Below are 23,014 nucleotides of genomic sequence, written 5' to 3'. Positions count from 1 at the left end.
TTTTACGCTTCTTGTCCGACTGTTTCGTCTTCAATACCTAATTCCTTCTTGATCCAGTCATAACCTTCCGCTTCCAAACGCTCTGCCAACTCAGGTCCACCGGATTTTACAACTCGTCCTTGCATCATTACATGAACGAAATCAGGTTTAATATAATTTAATAAACGTTGGTAGTGGGTGATCATCAGACAGCCAAAGTTTTCACCACGCATATGATTAATGCCTTTAGCGACCACCTTTAACGCATCAATATCAAGACCGGAATCAATTTCATCAAGGATAGCGATTTTCGGCTCAAGCATCATTAATTGTAAAATTTCATTACGCTTCTTTTCACCGCCGGAAAATCCTTCATTTAAATAGCGCTGCGCCATGTTTAAATCCATTTCTAAAAATTGCATTTTCTCATCCATCATACGGATAAATTTCATAAGTGAAATTTCATTGCCTTCTCCACGGCGCGCATTGATTGCTGAGCGTAAAAAGTCAGAATTTGTAACACCAGTAATTTCACTTGGATATTGCATTGCTAAAAATAATCCTGCACGAGCACGCTCATCGACTTCCATCTCAAGTACATTTTGTCCGTCTAAAGTAATGCTTCCTTTTGTTACAGTATATTTAGGATGCCCCATGATAGCCGAAGCTAGTGTTGATTTTCCAGTTCCGTTCGGTCCCATGATCGCATGAAACTCGCCGCCTTTAATTTCAAGGTTTACACCTTTCAAAATCTCTTTTCCATCAATCTCAACATGTAGATCTTTAATTGATAAAGTTGATGACATATATATACCTCCATATAATCCTATTCCCTTTATATTTCAATAATTATCATAAAAGGCTATTTCATTCTCAATCTATTCTCATTCTAATCTTATTTTAATTCAAATTCAATAGCAACTGTTAGTTTTTTGTATTTTGATACTTTTTATATAAATATGTTTAAAAAGTCTTTTCCCACTAATTTTTTTATAGTTTTTTGTAAAATTCCAATAAAATACTAGCTTTTTGGTAAATAAATGTAAAAAAAGTAAAGGAATTTATCTATATATGTATAAACAGAAATAGACATGGGGATATTTTCTATTTCCCCATGTCGAGTAAATCACTTTTTTCTTTTATTGTCCAGCAGGAATAACTGCACCTTTATAAGTTTCTGTAATGAAGTTTGCAATTTCTTCAGATTGCAATACTTCAACTAATGTTTTGATTTCTGGACGATTTTCATCACCAGCACGAACAGCAATGATGTTCACATATGGGTTATTTTCTGGAGACTCTACTGCAATTGGATCATTCGCAGGATCCAAACCAGCATCTAAAGCGTAGTTTGCGTTAATTAAAACCGCATCTCCTTCACCTTGGTTATAAACTTGTGGTAAAAGTCCAGGTTCAACATCTGTAGTAAATTTCAAGTTCTTTGGATTTTCAGCAATATCGTCAACTGTTGCAGCGATTTTTTCAACGCCTTCTTTAAGCTTAATTAATCCTTTTTCTTCAAGCATTGATAAAATACGGCCATGGTCTGCAACTGAATTGCTCATAATAATTTCTGCACCATCAGGAAGTTCTTCAACAGACTTATATTTTTGAGAGTACAAGCCGATCGGTTCAATATGGATACCGCCTGCATTTACGAAATCATAACCAAATTCTTTAATTTGTTGTTCTAAGTATGGAATATGTTGGAAATAGTTAGCATCTAATTCTTTATCATTCAATGCTTTATTTGGCAAAATATAGTCTTGGAACGGTACAATTTTAAGCTCAATGCCTTTTTCAGCTAGAAGAGGTTTTGCTTCCTCTAAAATTTCAGCATGTGGAACATTGGATGCACCAACAACTAGTTCTATCGTTTCAGCAGTTTCATTTGTTTCTGTTGTGCCTTCTTGATTTTCTTCTGTTGCGTTTTCTTGTGTGTTGCCTCCTCCACAAGCGGCCAACGCAAAAATGACAAATAAAGTTGTCAACATTAACAATAATTTTTTCATTACAAAGCCTCCCTGTTTTTTATCTTTTATCTATTTTTGAAGTGACAAAGTCACCGATAAACTGAATAACAAATACGATGATTAGAATTAAGATTGTTGCCAAAATTGTTACATCATTATGATTGCGCTGAAATCCTTCTAAATATGCAAGATTTCCAAGTCCACCCGCTCCGACAACACCAGCCATCGCTGTATAACCGACAAGGGCAATCGCTGTTACTGTAATGCCGGAAACGAGCGCTGGCATTGATTCAGGCAATAATACTTTGAAAATGATCGTACTCGTTTTTGCACCCATTGCTTTTGCCGCTTCGATGACACCTTTATCAATTTCACGCAATGCAATTTCAACCATTCGTGCATAAAAAGGTGCTGCGCCAATAATGAGCGCAGGAAGTGCAGCATTCGCTCCAAGCATTGTTCCAACGAGCCATTTCGTAAAAGGAATGAGCAATATAATAAGGATAATAAACGGGATTGATCTAAATATATTAACAAAAGATGAAACGATAGAATTGATCACTTTATTTTCCCAAATATTCCCTTTCGAAGTCAAAAATAGCAACAAACCTAGCAAAATACCAAGAATAAATGTCGCTAAAACCGACACGCCTGTCATGTACAAAGTTTGAACAGTTGCATCCCACATTTTTTCCCATTTTACATTAGGCAGCAAAGTTTCAATCATTGTTGATCACCTCCACTTCGATGTTTTTATCTCGAATGTAGGTGATCGCTTTTTCGATATCGGCTTTATCTCCATCTAAATGTACAAATAGCGTGCCATAAGCACCATCTTGTGTTTGCGAAATTTTTCCTTGCAATATATTGATATTAATCGGAAAAGTACGGATTAAATTTGTGATCAGCGGCTGTTCTGCATCTTCTCCTATAAATGTAAGGCGAATGACTTGGCCACTTCGGTAGTTGTTCAATAGATGTTCAATCGTTTCTTTCGTTTCTTCCGGTTCTGTCACTTGTTTCACAAAACGTTTCGTAATCGGCTGCTGTGGTTTGCGGAATACTTCAAGGACAGGACCTTGTTCAACGATGCGACCATTTTCCATTACAGAAACTCGATGGCAAATTTTTCGAATTACATGCATTTCGTGCGTAATCAAAACGATGGTTAAACCAAGTTTTTTATTAATATCAACGAGCAATTCTAATATTTGATCAGTTGTTTGCGGGTCTAACGCAGATGTTGCCTCATCACATAAAAGCACTTTCGGACGATTGGCTAATGCCCTCGCAATGCCGACACGCTGTTTTTGTCCACCGCTCAGCTGGGAAGGATAAGCATCCTCCCTGCCTTCAAGGCCAACTAATTTGATGAGCTCGTCCACTCTTTTCATCCGTTCATTTTTAGGAACGCCGGCTATTTCCAAAGGAAAAGCAATATTTTCCCGAACGGTTCTTGACCATAACAAATTAAAGTGCTGGAAAATCATCCCGATTTCTTGGCGTGCCCTCCGCAATTCGCTTCCGCTAATTTTCGTTAAATCACGCCCAGCCACTTCGACCGTACCTTCCGTTGCTTGTTCAAGCCGGTTTAATAAACGGATCAGCGTACTTTTTCCAGCACCGCTGTATCCGATAATGCCATATATTTCACCTTGTTTAATATTTAAATCGACATTATCTACGGCTACAACTTCTCTACCGTTTCCTTTATAAACTTTTTTGACACCTTTCAACGTAATCATGCATGATTCACCTTCTTCCAAATGCTATTATACACTTCCTTCAGCAATCAAACCATGTTTATGTCTTATCAAACAAAAAACCTTTCTGCAGATAAGCAGAAAGGCACGACATTTCCTTTCTCTTATCTTTCAAAGCATTTTCCTACCATTCGCAGACGCTAAATGAATAGGAAACACTTTGTGTGAATTGGCACCATTCCAAGTCTTTACTTGGCGGTTGCCGGGCTTCATTGGGCACATCCCTCCACCTCTCTTGATAAGAGCCAATCATTGAATTGTCATAGCACGGAAGAAAGTTTATCATGGGACAAGTTTGGTGTCAATGACAATAATTACCGATCAACATTTTTCTACAATTATTTAGAAGTAAGTCCTGTTGCTTTTTCAATGGCTTGCTCTAAGTCTTCGATAATATCATCGCTATTTTCAATACCAACAGATAAACGGATTAAATCTTCAGTTACACCAGATTTTTTCAAGTCTTCACTATTTAATTGTGAATGGGTTGTGCTCGCCGGATGAATGATTAAGCTTTTTGCATCGCCTACATTTGCAACGTGAGACCAAAGATTGACGCTGTTAATCAATTTCGCACCAGCTTCACGTCCCCCTTTAATGCCAAAGACAACAACTGAACCTGCTCCTTTTGGCAAGTATTTTGAAACATATGAATGGGATGGATGGTTTTCAAGCTCTGGATAGAGCACCCATTCAACAGCTGGATGGTTTTGCAAATATTCTACAACTTTTCTTGTATTTGCGATATGCTCTTTCATTCGAACATGTAAAGTTTCTAATCCTAAACTTAATAGGAATGCATTAAACGGGCTTAATGCAGGTCCCATATCACGCAACAATTGAACTCTTGCTTTAATGATAAATGCAGCCGCACCAATATCACGAGCATAAACTAAACCATGATAGCTTGGGTCTGGTGTTGTAAAGCCTGGGAATTTTGGTGAATTCCAATCAAAATGGCCCCCATCAACGATGACGCCGCCAAGAGTTGTTCCGTTTCCACCGATCCATTTTGTTGCAGAGTGAACAACAATATCAGCGCCAAACTCAATTGGTCTGCATAGATAAGGTGTTGCAAATGTATTATCAATAATCAATGGGATCCCGGCTTCATGGGCAACATTTGCCACCGCTTCAATATCAAGAACATGAAGACTTGGGTTTCCAATCGTTTCTGCAAAAATTGCTTTCGTTTTTTCAGTAATTGCCGCACGGAAATTTTCCGGATCCGTTGGATCTACAAAAATAACATTAATGCCGTATTTTGGCAATGTTTGCGCAAATAAGTTGTAAGTTCCCCCGTATAATGTAGATGCTGCTACGATTTCATCTCCACTGCTGGCAATATTTAAAATCGCCATTGTAATGGCTGCCGAACCGCTTGCAACCGATAGAGCACCAACGCCCCCTTCTAACAAAGCAATTCTTTCTTCAAATACCGTGCAAGTCGGATTGTGAATTCTCGTATAAATATAGCCAGGCTCCGCCAATGAAAACAAATTGGAAGCATGTTCCGTATCTTTAAATAAGTAAGCATTTGATGGATAAATCGGAACCGCTTGCGCCCTTGTCCCTTCATCAAGGCGTAAACCCCCATGGATTCCTAAAGTTTCAATTCGGTAATTTTTTTGATCGCTCATTGTCCACATCTCCTTCGTTCCAATTCAAACATAAAATATTAAAAACCCCTCTTCGATAAGAAGAGGGGACGAATTTCGAACACTCTTCTTATCTTTCAGAGCAAATTTTGCTCTGTAGGAATTGGCACCGTGTTTCATAAACCGGTTGCCGGGTTTCATAGGGCCAGTCCCTCCACCTCTCTTGATAAGAAAACCTATCTGTTTAATGTTATTTTGTTGAGCTAATACTATCACCTATTTTTTGTTTTGTCAAACTATTTTTTATAGTTTTAAAATACAAGTTTTTGAAGTTATTTTTGGACTGGTAGTTGGAAAAAGAAGAATGGAAATAATCGGAACTGCTCTACTAACTAATTGCTTCTTTTAGGGGACAACAATAGAAAAGAGATTCTATTTTTAATAAATGTCGATATTTTCCTTCCGCTTGGAGTTTTTCGCTTTTTTGTAAAGCTTGAAGCTTCATTTTTCCTTCGATGAAATTGATAAGAGCTGGAAGATCTCCTTTGACAACTACTGAAGGGACGGTTCTATTCTCATGATCAAGCGATACTTCCTTTTCACTCATAACAATCGTAAGCTCTTCATTATTATTCGTACAAATTTTTACGGTTATCCTTTCGTTTTCTAAGAGCGGCAAAACATGTGATGCAAATTGAAGGCGATGAGTAAATTCAACTAACGCTTTTCTAAAACTAGGTTCTTTCATTTTCCTCACCTTGCTTTCAAACATTGACTCCCTAATATGTATTCGATAAAACTTGATCATTCCCTTGTAAATAATTTCGACAATTCTGAAAATATTTTTGCATAAAAAAAACAAATTTTATGGACGTACCATAAAATTTGTCTAATTTCCTGAGAAATAATGTTTTCTTTCTTTTTGGACCTTACTTTTGTCCATGATCTTCGGTTGCTTTAGATCTTTCTTTTTTTCTTCTTTTTTCATTTGTTTGTCCATTTTTTTCTTTAGGATTTCTAGTTTTTGTTTATATTGCTTGTCGGAAGCAACAGGATTTTTCTTGTAATCATAAAACTGGACAACTTTCTGACCATTATTAATTTCTACTTTATTAATCTTTTTTTCATTTTCCATTTTTAATTTATTTATTTTTTCTAGTTTTTTTTCGTCTTCTTTAATCTTCTTATTATTAATAATTAAAACTTGATTATTCATTTTTTCTTTTAAATCTTTATGAATATTATCTTTCATTTGATTACGAATCTTTTCTATTTCCACTCTTTGTTCATTCATTCGGTTACGAATTTTTTCTATTTGTTCTATTTTTTGTTCCTTCATATGATTTCTATCTTGAATGGTCTTCAGTTTGGCTTCTAATTTTTTTAATTCATTTTCGGCTTTCTCTATCTTTTTAATGTTTTTATCGTAATCACGTTTCATTATTTTTTTCTTTATGTCTTCTAATTCTTTTTTATCAATTTTGTCAAAAAGTTGTGTAATTGATAGCTCTTTTGCTTCCTCTATCGTTAATTTATCTGCTGCTTTTTTGTATAAAATATACTTTCCTGTTGAAACTCCTAAATCTTTTGCTTCTTTTCTAGCTGTTTCATCGCTTTCAAGTGTTTCGACGTGCACACTCTTTTTTTCTTTAATTTCTTGCTTAATTTTTGTAAGATTTTTTTCAACAGACGTTTTTAGTTCCTTATTAATCATCGTTGCCGTCACTAGCACATCTTTATTATCTTTTAAAAACCCGCCTTTTTCCGCTATATCGATCGTTTGATTTATAAATTGCGAAAGGGTGAGATTCCGGTAGTTTTCGCCTATTTGGGCTGCTATTTTTTCCCCACTTTCATTCAGAGGAATCAGCTCAATCACTTTCATCGCATCATTCACACCAACTTCAAGGCTAGGATTAATATCTACACTAATATAAGCCGCTACCGTCATATTCACTTGATTTAAACTTGGTAGTATTTGAGGAAAGAACAAGAAAAATACAGCCGCCACAACAGCAATGAATAACCCCATTCCAATCGGGCGGGAATGATAGATTTTTTTCGTTTCGGCAAATTCGATTTCTGAGCCTATTTCAACCTGTTCCCCTTTTTTTAAAGAGACGCGTTCAAATGCCCCTTCTCTCGTGAGCACGATTGCTTTTCTATTTTTCACTTCAACAACGATACCCTGTTTCATGTAAGTGGTCCCCCTTTTTCAGGCTCAATATAGGAACGAAGCGATTGAAATTCGCCAATATAAATTAATGCGATTGCTATTATATACTTTCGATTCCGTTCGATCGTTTTTCGACTGCATGTTACGAATGCCTCCAACTCCTTAATCGGCAAGCGCTTTTTTTCCACTAAAGCATCACGGATTTCATCCACTTCTGCAACCGTCTTGGCAATCATTTTGGCATTATCTCTGGCATCGCTATGTTTCGGACATTCTTTGCTCAACACATCAAAAGTAATGCCGAAACTCTCCAATAGTTTTTGGTATCGTTTAATTTCTTCAATTCTAGTTTTACTTTCTTCTTCAGCGGCAAATTTTTCAAGTGATTGTTTACGATCTATGTAACTTTCTTTCACATTGCCGCCCGCGTCTTCTCCCTCAACGTCCGACAATAATAGATGTTTATGTCTGCTTTCTTTTCGAATATAATCAATAATTCTTCTCTGTATAACAACACTTGCAAATGTTAAAAACTTTCCGCCTTGGTCTTTGTTATATTGATCGACCGCCTCATTAAACGCAAGCAGCCCTATGCTAAATTCATCCATCGATTCGGATATATATCGTTTACAAGATTTTGATACGATTTTCTTTATAAAAGGTTTATATTGCTCGAGCAAGTCATGACGAATTTGTTCGTCTCCATTTTGCGCTTTTAACACTAAATCTTCTAATTCTCTATCAACATTTTGGTGTTTCGAGTTAAACCATGATTTTATACGTATAAGTCTCATGTTTCCACCTCAATCTATATATACCTTCGTTCCTCCTTAAACTTTTCTGGGTGTATTTTCTTCGCTTAACCATTTATAGCATAAATTTCTACTTTCATGGGTATCTAAATTATGGAAATTTATTAATAAATGAGTTCTAATTTCAAATGAGGTCCTTGAAAAGTGGGGATGATTCCTATATTTTAGCGATTACAAAGAAGAGATTCTGGAGCTGTTCGAAATCATCTGAAAAAAAGCTGAATTTTTAAAGATGAAAAAAGACACTTCATTGGAACTACAACTTTCTGGACCACCTCAATGTCAAAAAAATTTTGATACAAAAGGTGGTTTTTCAATACGTTTCATATCCTAATGCCCCTCTTTCACCTATTAATCTTTTATATTCACTTTTAATGAAAATACTTAAAGGGCTTTTGTTTTTCAAAAGCCCCCTAATTCAAATATTTATTCATATCGTTTAATAATTTCATAAAGATGTTGTACAGAATGAAATGCATAAATTTTTTCAATGATCGTCCCATCTCTCCAAATGGTTAAGCATGGAACGCTTTCGATTTCATACTGTCGTGCTTTCTCAGGAATGAAGTTCAAATTACATGAAAAAATATTTACATCCAATGCTTCTCCAACAACTTTCAACATTTTCGTTGCCAATTGGCAAGTACCACACAGCGGTGTATAAAAATAAACATAATGAACGCCGTGTTGTTTTGTAAATTCTGTCCATTGTTTCGGTTGAAGTTCAATCATAACTGATCCTCATTGTATTAAAAATTTAGGATTAACATTAAAATTTTTGCTTAACAAAGCTAATGCTAAATAATAATCGGGTGTGTTGGCAACTTCGCGAAACATTTTATCAATGTAAATATGAATGGCATTCGGCAGTTCCTTCTTAAACTGTTTCCTTAATTTTTCTCCAGCATAATCAGCATCTGCCAAAATATACACTTCCTTATGAAAAAGATCAAATTCATCAACGATCTCTTCAATTTTTTGAATACTTACGGTTCCATTCGTACAAATAATTTCGACTGGATCACGCAAGATTTGCGCAATTTTTTTCTTATCGGATTTACCTTCAACAATAATCACTTTCTCCGATTTATATTCGTTCAATGATCTCTCCACCTTGACTGTTCTTAAATAATCGGGCGCTGCATCACCTTTTCAAAGGCGAGCATATCGTTTTATAACCTATGAACAGTTGTTGTTTAACATCTCTAGTGAATAGTTTTCCAATTGGACCGAAACGGAGGTTCCATCACAAGCTTCTGAATGAATTGTTATCATAATCTAAACCGATTAACGAAAGCTGACTGAAATTGATCCCATCCTTCAATTAAGATGCTTCCATCACCTTCAAATACAGAAGATTTTGTCCACCTTACCCTAAATTATAGTTTAATTTTATACTATTATTAATATGAAAAAAATTGAAAAAGACCCGCAGATCACTACGGGTCTTTAAATAAATCATTATTTTTTCATTGGAACTTTATGGCCGCCATAGATCCAATCACATACTTCATAATCAAATGGAGTTCTATTTGCAAATACATAATCTCTCAACAGAATCGCAGCTTGATCTTCAGCGTGTATAACTTCGCCCCATTTCCGTGCACTTGTTTGAACTCTTGCAGATCTTGGTTGACGTTCTGCTTGATATTCTAAGAATGCTTTATTGTACTGGCCTGGATACTTCTTCAACATATCTGCAAGATAAGAAGCATCTTCTAGCGCTTGAACGCCGCCTTGCGCTAAATACTGCAACATTGGATGCGCAGCATCGCCTAGCAATGTAATATTTCCAATTGTCCAGTTTGGAATTGGATTTCTGTCATACATTGGCCACTTAAATTGACGTTGAATGAATCGAAGCATTGACTGCGCTTCTTCATGTGCACCTTTAAAGCGTCTTTCCATTTCTTCAGGCGTACCCCAATCTGCACCTTCCTGATAATTATAGCTTTTGAACACAACAACGATATTATATAATTTACCGCTCCGTACAGGATATTGAACTAAGTGTAAGTTTGGACCAATCCACATGATGACATCGTCAAAGTTTGCTTCACCTTTCACTTCTTCAATCGGTACTGTACCGCGGTAAGCAACATATTCGGAAGGCACAGTATCATCAACGCTTAACAATTTGCGGATATTTGATTTAATTCCATCGGCACCAACGACTGCATCACCAACAAATTTTTCTCCCTTTTCGTTGGTAATGACAACACCCATATCAGTCTGTTCTGCTGTTTGGATTCGTTGGTCTGTTTTTAGCTCAACATTCCCTGTTTTCTTACATGCTTCTAATAAAATGGAATGAAGGTCTGAACGGTGCAAGACGATGTATGGATACCCATAACGCTGTTGGAATTTTTCGCCCAAATCAAGTGCTGCTACTTCTTTAGCAGTATAAATATCTTTTAAGACTAAACGTTTAGGAAATACTGCAACTTTATTAATTTCATCCAATACACCAAAACGGTCAAGTACAGCCATTCCATTTGGACCAATTTGAAGTCCTGCTCCTACTTCTCCAAGTTGTGGAGCTTGCTCAAACACTGTAGAACGAATGCCAGCTTCATTTGCAGCAAGAGCTGTAGCCAAACCACCAATACCGCCGCCTACGATCATTAATTGATGTCTTTCCATAAAACAATCTCCCCCTTTTAAGAATTTAAATTTTCAAAATAATTTTTATTTTTATCGAGCAATAGCGAAGCTAGGCCCGAATATTTACATCATGTTAGAAACTTATTATTTTAATAATCTTAAAAACTAATGGTTGCTTACTTTCCTAACCCTATTTTCCAAAGCGCCAATTTTATCAACTTCAATTCGAACAACATCACCATCTTTTAGGAAAACTTGCGGATCTCGGGCAACTCCTACACCACCAGGCGTTCCAGTTAAAATGACATCGCCGGGCTCAAGTGTCATTAAATTCGATAAAAACTCAACAAGATATTGCACAGAAAATACTAAGTTAGCTGTATTCGAACGTTGACGCTCTTTTCCATTAACAGTGAGAACAATTTCTAGACCTGATGGATCTGTTAATTCATCCGTTGTTACTAAGTACGGACCCATTGGCGCAGAACCATCCACAGCTTTTCCTTGAAGCCATTGCAAAGTTCGGCGCTGAATATCGCGGTACGTAACATCATTGACGATCGTATATCCAGCCACATAATCAAGTGCATCTGACTGAGATACATTTCTTGCACGCTTTCCTATGACAAATGCAAATTCTGCTTCATAGTCAAGCTGGTCTGATATTGGAAAATGCGGTATATCATCTTCAGGCCCAATGACTGTATTTGCAAATTTAGCAAATACAACCGGATAAGGCGGAATTTCACGTTTCATTTCCAAAATGTGTTCACGGTAATTGTGACCTACACAAATCATTTTTCCAGGAGACGGGACCGGTGCCCCGACTTTTACTTCACTTTTATCAAACACAAGCGGTACAGCGCTTTCATGATTCAAAGCAAACTCGATTGCTTGTTTTGCAAAATCCAAGCTTTCTTTCCCACCTTGTAAAAATCCATTCATATCATCAGCAGGGATATAAGCTTCTGCTATTTGACTGGCCCGAAGTTTTCCTTCCGATTCCAGCTTCGCTTTGAATGCAGCATGTAAATCAATGACTTTAAAATCCTCTATAGCACCGATACGTCGAATACCGTTATGTGTAAACGTAATCAATTTCATAATTAAGATTTCTTCTCCTTCCCTGATGTTTCACTTTTCAACAAATAGTAAACAAGGTTCACTATTTATCAAAATACTAAAACGAAGCAAATTGTTTGTCAATAAAAAAATTTAAAAAATATATAAAATAATAAATTTACTGAATTTGATAAACTTCTTTACTAAAATAAAAAACAGTGTTCTCTATATAAAAAAATTACTGTGGAATTTATAAAACCCGCAGCAATCCTCATATTTTACAAAGATATTTTTCATATTATTCATAATTTGATATGCTTATTGAAAGATAAGAAGATTTTGAATGAAGAGGAGAAGATTATGGAACAACAGAAAAACGCCACAATAATCCAATCACTGCAAACTGGTATTCAAATCATCGACCTAATTGCCGAACAAGGACATCCATTAAAGTTTAATGAAATTCAAGAATTATCAGGGATTACAAAAAGCAATCTCTATAAATATTTAAATACGTTAACACAACTAGGACTTTTATACCGGGATAAAAAACAAAACACTTACTCGCTCGGATCAAAATTGATCGAATACGGAATGGCAGCAACTGGAAGCAAAGACCTTATTGGCAAGGTAACCCCTTATCTACAAGATATTAGCCGCCAAACATCCTTGACAGCTTTGTTAGCCGTATGGACCCACGACGGTCCAGTCATTGCAAATATTTGGAGCGCCAATTATGGTTTAAATATCGGTGCGCAAATCGGTACGAACTTGCCATTACTATCATCATCAGGAAAGATATTTGCAACGTTTAAAGATATGATATATATCAAAGAATGGCGTTTAAAAGAATTAAGTAAAATCCCTGAAAGCTTAAGAAAAGAATTTGAGGAAGAACAACAAGAGATTGCTAAGAATCATTTTGCTTATTCAAAAGAACCAATCGTTGAGCAAGTATCATCGTTTTCCGTGCCTATTTTTGATTATAATAACGACCTTTTAGGAGCACTGACGATCGTTGGGTTTACGTCACTTGTTCCGCAATCACCAGATGATGAAGTTAGTCAATATGTCCTAAATTGTGCCAAAGAAATTTCCGAATCTTTTGGCTATCAACCAAAATAATTAAATGAAAGAAAACTTTTGTAAAATTTCTTTTTTAACCTTTCCATTAGTTTCTAAATTGTAAATGGTGTTTCTAAATAGCGACCTGTAGATTGTAAAATAGTCTGCTGGTCGCTTATTTTTTACTTTCCATATAAATTAATTAAATAAATTTCTTAACTGAATAAGGGGAATTTTCAAAAAATTAATTGACTTTCAAAATTCTGTCCATTATTATTAAAATGAAATTAATTCACTATTTCGATAATAGTTAATTAAGCAAGTATTTTATATTTCAAAACTATAAAACTTGCAAATCTATTATGAAAGCGTTTAAAACAATTTAACTACAAGGGGGCAGTTTTCATGAAACAAAAAACGAGATTCAAGTTTTTATCGCTGCTTGCGGTTGTATCCATTTTCACCCTGATACTTGCAGCCTGCGGAAGCAACACTTCAACCAATAGTGCAAATGAAGGTGGAAAAGAACAAACATACACGTTTAAAGCTACTCATGTTACTCAAGAAACTCACGTTTGGCATCAAACCGCTTTAAAATTTGGGGAAGAGTTAGAGAAATTATCAAACGGAAGAATGAAGCTGGAAATATATCCTGCATCACAACTAGGGCCTGAAAAAGACATGGTGCAACAGCTTGAAACAGGCGCCATCGATTTTGGATTTTTAACTAATGCTTATATGAGCACAAGACAAGAATCTTTAAATTCATGGTTTATGCCGTTTACATTTAAAAGTTTGGATGAAGCCGTTCAATTACGTGGGTCTGAACCGGTTCTACAAATGTTAAAAGAACTTGAAAGCCAAGGGTTAGTTGGTCTTGATTTCGCTTTTGCTGGAAATCGCCACATCTTAATGAAAGAAGGACATATTGCTTCTCCTGAAGATTTAAAAGGTAAAAAAATAAGAATTATCGGCAGCCCAGCCATTCAAGATTTTTGGACAGCTATTGGTGCAGGACCAACAGCAATGCCACTTCCAGAAGTTTATACATCGCTACAAACCGGCGTTATCGATGGAATTGATATTGACTTAGATGCACTCGTGACGGAAAAATACTATGAAATTGCAGATCATCTAACATTGACAAACCATTTAACATTCCCAACGGTTATTGTCATGAGCAAAGCATCTTTTAATAAACTTTCAGCTGAAGATCAAGAAATTGTGAAACAAGCTATTAAAACAGCCGTCGACTGGGGTGTTCAAGAAGCGTTAAAACGTGAACAAGAAAATCTTGAAACATTAAAACAAGCTGGCGTAAAAGTTTCGGAATTATCTGATATATCAGCCTTTGAGCCTGCCATTAAACGAGTGAAAGATAAATATTCACAACAATCACCGATTATTCAATCGTTCCTTGAGGAGACTATTAAGTAAAACAACGGGGGATGCTTATGAAGCTTATACATCAGTTAAGCGATTGGCTTCATGCAGTGGAGAAAATTTTAGCAATTCTTCTATGCACAATAATGCTAATCTCACTATCTGCGGGAGTTTTTTTCCGCTATGTATTAAGTGCTCCTCTCACTTGGTCAGACGAGACGGCTATTTTTTCGCTCGTCTGGCTTACTTTTATCGGAGGAAGCATGGGGATTAAAAAACAAAACGCTGCGGCGATTACAATTTTTCTAGATCGTTTCACCGGAATTACAAGAACTACATTATTAGGAATTAGTTTTTTCACAGTGCTTGTGTTTGTTGGCTATATTTTCTATCAATCTGTCATTTGGCTATCAGGGCCGACCATTTTAATGCAATATTCGAACTCAATGAGAATGCCAATGATCATCGCTTATTTAAGCGTTCCAGTAAGCTTTTTCTTTCTCATTGTCCACTCTCTAGATTTATTGTGCAAGAATTTCCGAGGCAAAGAGGAGGGAATGTAATATGGCGATTGCTTTGATTATATTTATCGTATTATTGCTGCTTCAAGTGCCGATCTCCTTCGTCCTCGGCATGACAACCATTATTTATATTATCGTATCTGATAATATGGGGTTATTAGCTACAGCTCCACAACGTCTTTATTCAAGTCTTGAAAATTACGGGCTCCTTGCAATTCCACTATTTATGCTTGCTGGCGAACTAATGAACATGGGCGGAATTACTAGTAGGCTGATCAATTTTTCAAAAACAATCGTCGGCCATTTCCGTGGCGGATTAGCCTATGTGAACGTTATTTCCAATATGCTTCTTGCTTCAATTATCGGTTCGGCAACTGCACAAATTGCGATGATGAGCCGAATCATGGTTCCATCCATGGAAAAAGAAGGTTATTCCCGAGAATTCGGTGCTTCCACAACGGCGGCCGCTGGACTCCTTGGACCGATCATCCCGCCAAGTATGTTATTTATCATTTATGGCGTATCATCCGGCGCTTCGATTGGTTCCATGTTTCTTGCCGGTGTGTTTCCCGGCATTTTGCTCGGACTGATGTTTATTTTTTTAATTGCTTATATCGGAATGAAACAACAATGGGCGACACATGAACGGACATCGATTTCGGAAATGTCCAAGTCGTTTTTGCAAGTACTGCCAGCGCTTTTAGTACCTGGAATTATCATTATCGGTATTTTAAGCGGTGTTTTTACTCCAACTGAATCAGCAGCAATCGCATGCGTCATTGCTCTAATTGTCGGATTTTTCTTTTACCGCGAATTGAAAATTAAAGATTTGCCGCAAATTATGATTAATACAGCAATGACAACTGCAACGATTACGTTATTAATTGCGATGGCTAATTTATTTGGATGGATGCTGTCATTTGAGCAAATTCCACAAGCAATTGCACAATGGATGGTTTCAATAACAGAAAATCCTTGGGTATTTTTATTAATTGTTAACATCTTCTTATTATTTGTCGGAATGTTTATGGACGGCATTGCCGCACTTATTATTTTAGTTCCAATTTTCGCACCGCTTCTAAGCAATTACGGTATAGATCCGATTCACTTTGGTGTCATCATCTGTATTAACTTAACAATCGGTCTTTTAACACCGCCTATAGGTGCCGGGCTTTATATCGCTTCTTCTTTAGGAGAAGTTAAGTTGGAAACATTGACAAGAGCAATCTGGCCATTCCTTATCGCGTCATTTATTGGACTTTTTATCATTACGTACTGGCCGCAAATGGTATTATGGCTTCCTAGCGTTTTAAAATAGAGATATCACCCTCTTTTAAGTGATTCAGCATGAAAAACACTGGCTAAATAAAAAAAGGCTTCTGAAAATAGAAGCCTTTTTTCATTTCTATTTGATTAATCTTCTTTAATCATTTCTTCATATTGTTCAGCAGTGAGTAGGTTGTCCACTTCCGAAATGTCAGACGGCTCGATAACGATCATCCAACCTTTTTCATATGGAGATTCGTTTACTAATTCAGGGCTATCTTCAAGTTCACTGTTTACTTCAACTACTTTACCGCTAATAGGTGCATAAAGTTCAGAAACAGTTTTTACAGATTCAACACTGCCAAATGATTCATTAACTGTTAATTCAGTTCCTACTTCTGGAAGTTCGACAAATACGATATCGCCTAGTTCAGATTGAGCAAAATCTGAAATGCCGACACGAACTTTGTCTCCTTCAACTTTAGCCCATTCATGTTCTTTTGAATAACGTAATTCTTTTGGAATATTGCTCATAATGTTCCCTCCAATTTTTAATAATAAACTCCTCTATAACCATGTTTCTTTAAACTCTTCTTCTTTAAAACCTACAGTAACTTTATCTCCATCCGTTACAATCGGACGTTTGACTAACATTCCGTCCGATGCAAGCAAGTCCAATAATTCATCATCACTTGCAGTTTTTATTTTATCTTTTAATCCTAAGCTTCGGTATTTCTGACCGCTCGTATTAAAAAATTTTTTCAGCTCTAATCCGCTTTTTTTATAAAATTCTTCTAACTGTTCCCTAGTAGGGGGATTGTCGACAATATGTATTTCATTTACCGGAATGCTATGGTCTTCAAACCATTTTTTCGCTTTTCTACATGTACCACATTTCGGATACCAATAAAACGTAAGCGCCATCTCTTTCCTCCCTTATCCAGTTTTATGATTATTTTAACATATAAAGAAGCGATTTCATAACCTTTTAAAAATTAAAACGGAAGAAGGAGGCGGCATGTTACTTATTTCGCAAAAAATTATTCCACAAACCGAAAGCGCTCTATGTTTAGTGATTCATGCAAACGAAATTCAACCTGCATGATCAACGCCGGTTTGTGGAGTATATGATTTTACACTACATATTTTCCGGCAGCAATGAGTGCTGCAGCGGCTTCCCTTTTTTTAGCGATGATATTGATTGGTTGATAACGGGTAAGTTTGCGCAATGCAGAAAACATAATTCTTTGAGTATCACCGGACTCAACTGCTATAATAACCTCTTTTGCATCAGCTTCAATTTCATTGAAAGCTTCTTGGCAAAAAATTTCAGTATAAAGCAGTTTTTGATTATTTTTTTCTATGCCGGATCTACCAATTGCTTTTTCTGTTCGCAGCACTGCTGATTCCATCGCATAAATGTTGTTTATAATATCAGCAATATTGCCTAAGATTTCTTGTTCTCTTTCAATAGCTGGACCGAATTTTTGTACAGCAAGGCCTGCGGTTATTAATGCAATTTTTTTAGCGTTTTTGATGAGGTACTTTTGTTGTTCAAGGGCAGTTGTTCCGATTGTTTCTGGCACAATGGTGAGGATTTCATCTTTCAAAGTCTGTGCCTTTGCAAGAAGCGGCAGTTCACCTTTCAGCGCTTTTTTCAATAAAGTTGCGGGAACGATTAAACGATTGATTTCGTTTGTTCCTTCAAAAATCCTGTTGATGCGGGAATCGCGGTAGATTCTTTCAATCTCGTATTCTGACATATACCCATTGCCGCCGTGAATTTGCACACCTTCATCTGCTATATAATCAAGTGTTTCTGTACCAAACACTTTTCCTAATGAACATTCAATTGCATACTCGCTGATTGCTTTTGCAACAGCTTTTCGATCATTGGCTTCTTCAGCGGTTAATGCACCTAATTGCTCTTCGAACAAGCCGACTGTGCGATACACTGAGCTTTCCATCGCATACAATTTCGTGGCCATATTGGCGAGTTTCTCTTGTATTAATCCAAAGTTCGCAATTGGCATTTGAAATTGTTGGCGTTCATTGGCATATTGGAGAGAAAGCTCTAATGCACGTTTCGAGGCTCCGATTGTTCCTACCGCCAGTTTATAACGGCCGATATTTAAAATATTAAACGCAATGACATGTCCTTTGCCGATTTCACCTAAAACATTTTCTTTTGGCACCGGTACATCTTGAAGGATCAATGTGCGTGTCGAAGAACTTTTTATACCCATTTTCTTCTCTTCCGGACCGGTTGAGACCCCAGGGAAGTTGCGTTCAACAATGAAAGCTGTGAAATGCTTGCCATCGACTTTTGCGTAAACGATGAAAAGATCAGCAAAGGCAGAATTCGTAATCCATTGCTTTTCACCATTTAAAATATAATGAGTTCCTGTTTCATTTAATTTTGCAGTTGTTTTCGCACTTAGCGCATCGGACCCTGATCCGGGCTCTGTCAATGCATAGGCAGCCAACATTTCACCTGTTGCGAGCTTCGGCAAATATTTTTTCTTTTGGCTTTCATTACCGAAAAATACGATTGGCAAAGAGCCAATGCCAACATGCGCTCCATGGGAGATCGAAAAACCTCCGGCAACGGCAAGTTTTTCTGCGATTAGCGCTGAGCTAATTTTATCCAAACCGATGCCGCCGTACTCTTCTGGTATATCAGCAGCAAGCAGCCCGATCTCGCCAGCTTTTTTCAACAACTGAACTGTTTTGTCAAATTGCTGTTTTTCCAACTCTTCAAGATGCGGCATTATTTCATTTTCAACAAATTGTTCCGTTGTTTTTGCAATCATTTGATGTTCTTCAGTAAAATCTTCTGGCGTAAATATATGTTCACAAGAAATGTCATCCACTAGGAATTGAGCGCCTTTTATAATTGGACGAGACATGCGGAATTCCTCCTTTTGTGCGCAGCTTTTTTGCCGAATGGACGAAAGGAATACAATTTCCTCCTTAAAACAGCCAGAATTCCCTTATGTTTTGGAAACGTCTGGCATTTTCCTCGTTAAAACAACTCAAATACATTGGATCCGCACTAAATAAATTTTTTGCACACTAACATTTTCGATATTAGAGGAACCGGAAACCTTTTTTTGTTACCGTCTGGTAACTTCTTAAAGCAATTCAAATACTCCAGCTGCTCCCATACCGCCTCCTATACACATCGTTACAATGCCAAATTGTACATTTCTCCTTCGCATTTCATGAATTAAGCTAAGCGTAAGCTTCGTACCGGTGCAGCCGAGCGGGTGCCCTAAAGCAATTGCTCCACCATTGACATTAACAATTTCTTCGTTCAAATCGAGTGCTCGAATAACTTGAATCGCTTGAGCAGCGAACGCTTCATTCAACTCGATTAAACCGATGTCTGATAATTGTAATCCCGCTAATTTCAAAGCTTTCGGAATAGCAACGGTAGGCCCTACTCCCATGATTTCAGGACGGACGCCGCTGACAGCAAATGAGCGAAATTTAGCTAAAGGTTTCAAACCCTCACTTACTGCTTTTTCTTTTTCCATTAATAAAACTGTGGCTGCACCGTCGCTCATTTGCGATGAATTTCCTGCCGTAACTGTTCCGTTCATTTGAAAAACTGGCTTTAATTTGCTTAAAACTTCAACGGTTGTATCAGGACGAACACCTTCATCTTCGGTAAATACAATCTTTTCTTCAACAACAGTATTGTCATCTCCAACTTGACGGCGGACGACTTCCACCGGTACGATTTCATCAACAAATTTTCTTTCTGCAATCGCCTGAGCAGCCCGGGCATGGCTGCGGGCAGCAAACGCATCTTGATCTTCTCTTGTAATGTTAAATTGTTTTGCGACCATTTCTGCAGTATGTCCCATAGCCATATAATACGCAGGTGCTTGTTCAATAAGCTTTATATTTGGCTTGACGACATGACCGACGATCGGTACTAAGCTCATCGATTCAGCTCCACCCGCAATGACCGCATCTGCCAGCCCTAGCATAATACGCTCTGCCCCATAAGCAATCGCCTGCAATCCGGATGAGCAATATCGATTAATTGTTATGGCCGGGGTCTCATATGATAAGCCTGCCAGTGCAGCAATTTGCCTCGCCATATTCATGCCTTGTTCAGCCTCGGGAACTGCACAACCAATGATTACGTCGTCAATTGGACCATCATAATTTCCTGCACGCCTTAAAGTTTCTTTCAGAGTGAGTGCTGCTAAATCGTCAGGCCGAACGTGGGCAAGCGTCCCTTTTTTCGCTTTGCCCACAGGCGTTCTAGCACCTGAAACAATGACCGCTTCTTTCACGAATATCCCCTCCCATCTTTTAGCAGTTTTCAACATTTTAATTTCTTAAAGGCTTCCCTTTCAGAAGCATATGCTGCATCCTTGCTTGTGTTTTCGGTTCTCCTACAAGGCTTAAAAATGCTTCCCGTTCAAGATCCAATAAATATTGTTCATCGACAAAAGTTCCTTCAGGAATACGGCCGCCGGCAATAACGAAAGCGAGTTTATCCGCAATTTTCATATCATGCTCAGATAGATAACCGCCATTTTTTAACTGATGGGCGCCCAGCAGCATCGCTGCATAACCAGCTTCACCGACTACCGGAATTTTTTTCCTCACCGGAGGGTGATAACCGTTCTTCGATAGCTCAAGCACTTTTTGCTTTGCTGCCATTAATAGGTGATCGTTATTAAAACAAATGTGGTCTGTAGGGCGGAGGTAACCATACTCAATTCCTTCCTGAGCCGATGTAGACACTTTAGCCATAGCAATCGTCTCAAATGCAGCTTGAGATGCGCGATGCAAATCGTAATTTGATAATTTTTCAGTACTTGAACCGATTCCACTGATGGACCTCTTTTCTAACTGGCGTAAATAAAACTCTTTATTGCCGCCTCCCCCTGGAATGAGTCCGACACCAGTTTCAACAAGCCCCATATAAGTTTCACTGGCAGCCACAATTGTATCAGTATGCAAACACAGTTCTGCTCCGCCTCCAAGAGTCATTCGAAACGGGGCAGCAACAACCGGATTTTTGCAATATTTAAGAGCAAGCATTGCCGTTTGGAACTGTCGTACGACATTTTCGATTTCATCAAAATTTTCATCTTGCGCTTCCATTAAAATGAGCATCAGGTTTGCGCCCACACAAAAGTTTTTGCCTTGATGGCCGATGACAAGCCCTAGGTAGTTTCTCTCTACTTCTTCACAAGCGATATAAATCATTTCGATGATGTCATAACCGATCGCATCCCCAGGCGAATGAAACTCCAAGAGCGCCACATCATCACCGATATCAATGAGACTTGCGCCGCTATTTTTCTTAATGACCGACTTTTGCTTCTTTCTCCTATTTAAATCAATCACATTTGGATGATCCTCAATAACTTTGCTTTCCCTTTGATGATAAAAGGTGCACGTGCCGGATTCGTCCATTTCGTAAAAAGATTTTCTTCCGGAAGAAAGCATCTCTAAAATCCAAGCTGGAATTTGCTCCCCTTCTTTGAGCATTTTTTCAACAGAGCGTTCCAAACCGATAGCGTCCCATGTTTCAAATGGACCAAGCTCCCAACCAAATCCCCATTTCAACGCTTGGTCGATGGAAAGTATATCATCGGCAATTACACCAACGAGATGTGCTGAATAAAGGAACGTTTCTTTAAAAAGTTTCCATAAAAACGCCCCTGCCCGGTCTTCAGCATATACGAGAACCTGCAGCTTTTCCTCTAGTCCTTTAGCCAATTTGCTTTTTTCTATTGAAGGCGCCTGCAACCGCTTCCGCTCTTCATATTCAAGCGTATGAATATTCAGTTCATATATGTCTTTATTTTTTTTCAAATAAAATCCTTGACCAGCTTTCGTTCCTAGCCAACCTTTTGCAAGCATTTGTTCCATAAAGCCCGGAATTTCAAATATTTCTTTTTCCTTGCCTTCTGATTTTTCATATATATTGCGGGCGACATGAATAAACGTGTCAAGACCGACAACATCTAAAGTACGGAAAGTGGCGCTTTTCGGTCTCCCGATTAGTGTACCGGTTATTGAATCGATTTCTCCTACAGAATAGCCTCCTTTGATCATTTCCTGTACCGTAATAAGCAGTCCATATGTGCCGATCCGATTTGCTATAAAATTCGGGGTATCTTTTGCTATAACGACTCCTTTTCCAAGTCGATTCTCTGCGAAGGTTTTTATAAATGAAAGTACGGTTTCATCGGTGTCTTTTGTTGGAATGAGTTCTAGGAGTTTCATATATCGAGGCGGGTTAAAAAAATGAGTTCCTAAAAAATGTCTTTTAAAATCATCTGATCTTCCTTCAGCCATCGCTTCAATAGAAATACCTGACGTATTGGAACTGACAATTGAACCTTGTTTACGGACTTCATCAATTTTTTCAAAAATTTTTTTCTTAATCTCCAATTTTTCCGTGACAGCTTCTATGATCCAATCAACGTCTTTAAGCTTTTCAATATCATCTTCAAGATTGCCGCATTCAATGAAATCCAAGTTCCCTTTTACCGTCAGTACTGGCGGTTTTTTCTTTGCTAAGCTTTGTTTTGCATGATTTGCGAGTCGATTTCGGACATGTCGATCTTGTAATGTATAGCCTTTTGCTTTTTCTTCGGCTGTAAGTTCTTGAGGTACAATATCGAGCAAAAGCGTCGGAATTCCAATGTTAGCGAAAAGAGCACAAATCCCCGAGCCCATCACACCAGAGCCGATGATTGCTGCTTTTTTAATCGTTCGTTCCATCTGTTCTCCTCCCGGAATCTTTCACTTTTCTTATAAAAAATATGAAAAGT

At 37.5% G+C, this 23,014-nt stretch carries 21 protein-coding genes and 2 riboswitches; of the genes, 4 read left to right on the top strand and 17 right to left on the bottom strand.

The annotated features are described in order from the left end of the window. Positions 1-2: 2 nt before the first annotated feature. From sufC to HR057_RS14405, 12 genes are all read right to left on the bottom strand, one after another. Positions 3-785, bottom strand: coding sequence for a Fe-S cluster assembly ATPase SufC (gene sufC, locus HR057_RS14460; protein ID WP_173732159.1), 783 nt, complete (start codon positions 783-785; stop codon positions 3-5). 333 nt (positions 786-1,118) lie between these two features. Then, positions 1,119-1,991, bottom strand: coding sequence for a MetQ/NlpA family ABC transporter substrate-binding protein (locus HR057_RS14455; protein WP_173732158.1), 873 nt, complete (start codon positions 1,989-1,991; stop codon positions 1,119-1,121). A gap of 19 nt (positions 1,992-2,010) precedes the next feature. Further along, a complete protein-coding gene (locus tag HR057_RS14450; RefSeq protein ID WP_173732157.1) occupies positions 2,011-2,679 on the bottom strand; it encodes a methionine ABC transporter permease in 669 nt (222 codons plus the stop codon). Next, positions 2,672-3,697, bottom strand: a complete 1,026-nt coding sequence (locus HR057_RS14445; RefSeq protein ID WP_173732156.1) for a methionine ABC transporter ATP-binding protein — start codon at positions 3,695-3,697, stop codon at positions 2,672-2,674. Before HR057_RS14445 ends, HR057_RS14450 begins: the two co-directional genes overlap by 8 nt. Positions 3,698-3,816: 119 nt before the next feature. Beyond that, positions 3,817-3,960, bottom strand: a riboswitch (SAM riboswitch). 93 nt (positions 3,961-4,053) lie between these two features. After that, a complete protein-coding gene (locus tag HR057_RS14440) occupies positions 4,054-5,355 on the bottom strand; it encodes an O-acetylhomoserine aminocarboxypropyltransferase/cysteine synthase family protein (RefSeq protein ID WP_173732155.1) in 1,302 nt (433 codons plus the stop codon). A gap of 85 nt (positions 5,356-5,440) precedes the next feature. Next, a riboswitch (SAM riboswitch) is annotated at positions 5,441-5,546 on the bottom strand. A 155-nt stretch (positions 5,547-5,701) separates the two neighbouring features. Continuing rightward, positions 5,702-6,061, bottom strand: a complete 360-nt coding sequence (locus HR057_RS14435) for an SCP2 sterol-binding domain-containing protein (RefSeq protein ID WP_173732154.1) — start codon at positions 6,059-6,061, stop codon at positions 5,702-5,704. Positions 6,062-6,202: 141 nt separating this feature from the next. Continuing rightward, positions 6,203-7,510, bottom strand: coding sequence for an anti-sigma-I factor RsgI family protein (locus HR057_RS14430; RefSeq protein WP_173732153.1), 1,308 nt, complete (start codon positions 7,508-7,510; stop codon positions 6,203-6,205). After that, positions 7,507-8,283 (bottom strand): RNA polymerase sigma-I factor, encoded by a 777-nt coding sequence (gene sigI / locus HR057_RS14425; protein ID WP_173732152.1) that lies wholly within the window; start codon positions 8,281-8,283, stop codon positions 7,507-7,509. Before sigI ends, HR057_RS14430 begins: the two co-directional genes overlap by 4 nt. 444 nt (positions 8,284-8,727) lie before the next feature. Beyond that, on the bottom strand, positions 8,728-9,033 hold the full coding sequence (locus HR057_RS14420; protein WP_173732151.1) for a thioredoxin family protein: 306 nt from the start codon (positions 9,031-9,033) through the stop codon (positions 8,728-8,730). A 9-nt stretch (positions 9,034-9,042) separates the two neighbouring features. Beyond that, positions 9,043-9,402: a toprim domain-containing protein gene (locus HR057_RS14415; protein ID WP_173732150.1), complete on the bottom strand. Its 360-nt coding sequence runs from the start codon at positions 9,400-9,402 to the stop codon at positions 9,043-9,045. A 360-nt stretch (positions 9,403-9,762) separates the two neighbouring features. Then, positions 9,763-10,944, bottom strand: a complete 1,182-nt coding sequence (locus HR057_RS14410; RefSeq protein WP_173732149.1) for an FAD-dependent monooxygenase — start codon at positions 10,942-10,944, stop codon at positions 9,763-9,765. Between the two features lie 126 nt (positions 10,945-11,070). Beyond that, on the bottom strand, positions 11,071-12,009 hold the full coding sequence (locus HR057_RS14405; protein ID WP_173732148.1) for a fumarylacetoacetate hydrolase family protein: 939 nt from the start codon (positions 12,007-12,009) through the stop codon (positions 11,071-11,073). A 318-nt stretch (positions 12,010-12,327) separates the two neighbouring features. Here HR057_RS14405 and HR057_RS14400 point away from each other — a divergent pair, with 318 nt between their 5' ends. From HR057_RS14400 to HR057_RS14385, 4 genes are all read left to right on the top strand, one after another. Continuing rightward, positions 12,328-13,092, top strand: coding sequence for an IclR family transcriptional regulator (locus HR057_RS14400; RefSeq protein ID WP_173732147.1), 765 nt, complete (start codon positions 12,328-12,330; stop codon positions 13,090-13,092). 345 nt (positions 13,093-13,437) lie between these two features. Beyond that, positions 13,438-14,469, top strand: a complete 1,032-nt coding sequence (locus tag HR057_RS14395) for a TRAP transporter substrate-binding protein (protein ID WP_173732146.1) — start codon at positions 13,438-13,440, stop codon at positions 14,467-14,469. Between the two features lie 17 nt (positions 14,470-14,486). Then, on the top strand, positions 14,487-14,978 hold the full coding sequence (locus tag HR057_RS14390; protein ID WP_173732145.1) for a TRAP transporter small permease: 492 nt from the start codon (positions 14,487-14,489) through the stop codon (positions 14,976-14,978). A 1-nt stretch (position 14,979) separates the two neighbouring features. Further along, complete coding sequence (locus HR057_RS14385; RefSeq protein WP_173732144.1) at positions 14,980-16,254, top strand: TRAP transporter large permease; 1,275 nt, start codon at positions 14,980-14,982, stop codon at positions 16,252-16,254. Positions 16,255-16,349: 95 nt separating this feature from the next. Here the strand turns inward: HR057_RS14385 and gcvH are convergent, their stop codons facing one another. From gcvH to HR057_RS14360, 5 genes are all read right to left on the bottom strand, one after another. Next, entirely contained in the window at positions 16,350-16,736 is a 387-nt protein-coding gene (gene gcvH / locus HR057_RS14380) for a glycine cleavage system protein GcvH (RefSeq protein ID WP_173732143.1), read from the bottom strand. A gap of 33 nt (positions 16,737-16,769) precedes the next feature. Next, on the bottom strand, positions 16,770-17,126 hold the full coding sequence (locus HR057_RS14375) for an arsenate reductase family protein (RefSeq protein WP_173732142.1): 357 nt from the start codon (positions 17,124-17,126) through the stop codon (positions 16,770-16,772). A gap of 209 nt (positions 17,127-17,335) precedes the next feature. Continuing rightward, on the bottom strand, positions 17,336-19,111 hold the full coding sequence (locus HR057_RS14370; protein WP_173732141.1) for an acyl-CoA dehydrogenase family protein: 1,776 nt from the start codon (positions 19,109-19,111) through the stop codon (positions 17,336-17,338). A gap of 225 nt (positions 19,112-19,336) precedes the next feature. Continuing rightward, positions 19,337-20,512: an acetyl-CoA C-acetyltransferase gene (locus tag HR057_RS14365; protein ID WP_173732140.1), complete on the bottom strand. Its 1,176-nt coding sequence runs from the start codon at positions 20,510-20,512 to the stop codon at positions 19,337-19,339. Between the two features lie 37 nt (positions 20,513-20,549). Beyond that, positions 20,550-22,964 carry a 3-hydroxyacyl-CoA dehydrogenase/enoyl-CoA hydratase family protein gene (locus tag HR057_RS14360; protein ID WP_173732139.1) on the bottom strand — a complete coding sequence of 805 codons (2,415 nt, stop codon included), beginning with the start codon at positions 22,962-22,964 and terminating at the stop codon, positions 20,550-20,552. Positions 22,965-23,014: the final 50 nt, after the last annotated feature.

The organism is Calidifontibacillus erzurumensis, assembly GCF_013303125.1.
In the GTDB taxonomy this organism is placed as follows: domain Bacteria; phylum Bacillota; class Bacilli; order Bacillales; family Bacillaceae_J; genus Calidifontibacillus; species Calidifontibacillus erzurumensis.
The sequence above is the reverse complement of the archived record's forward strand: the minus strand, read 5'-3'. Positions and strand labels throughout refer to the sequence as shown.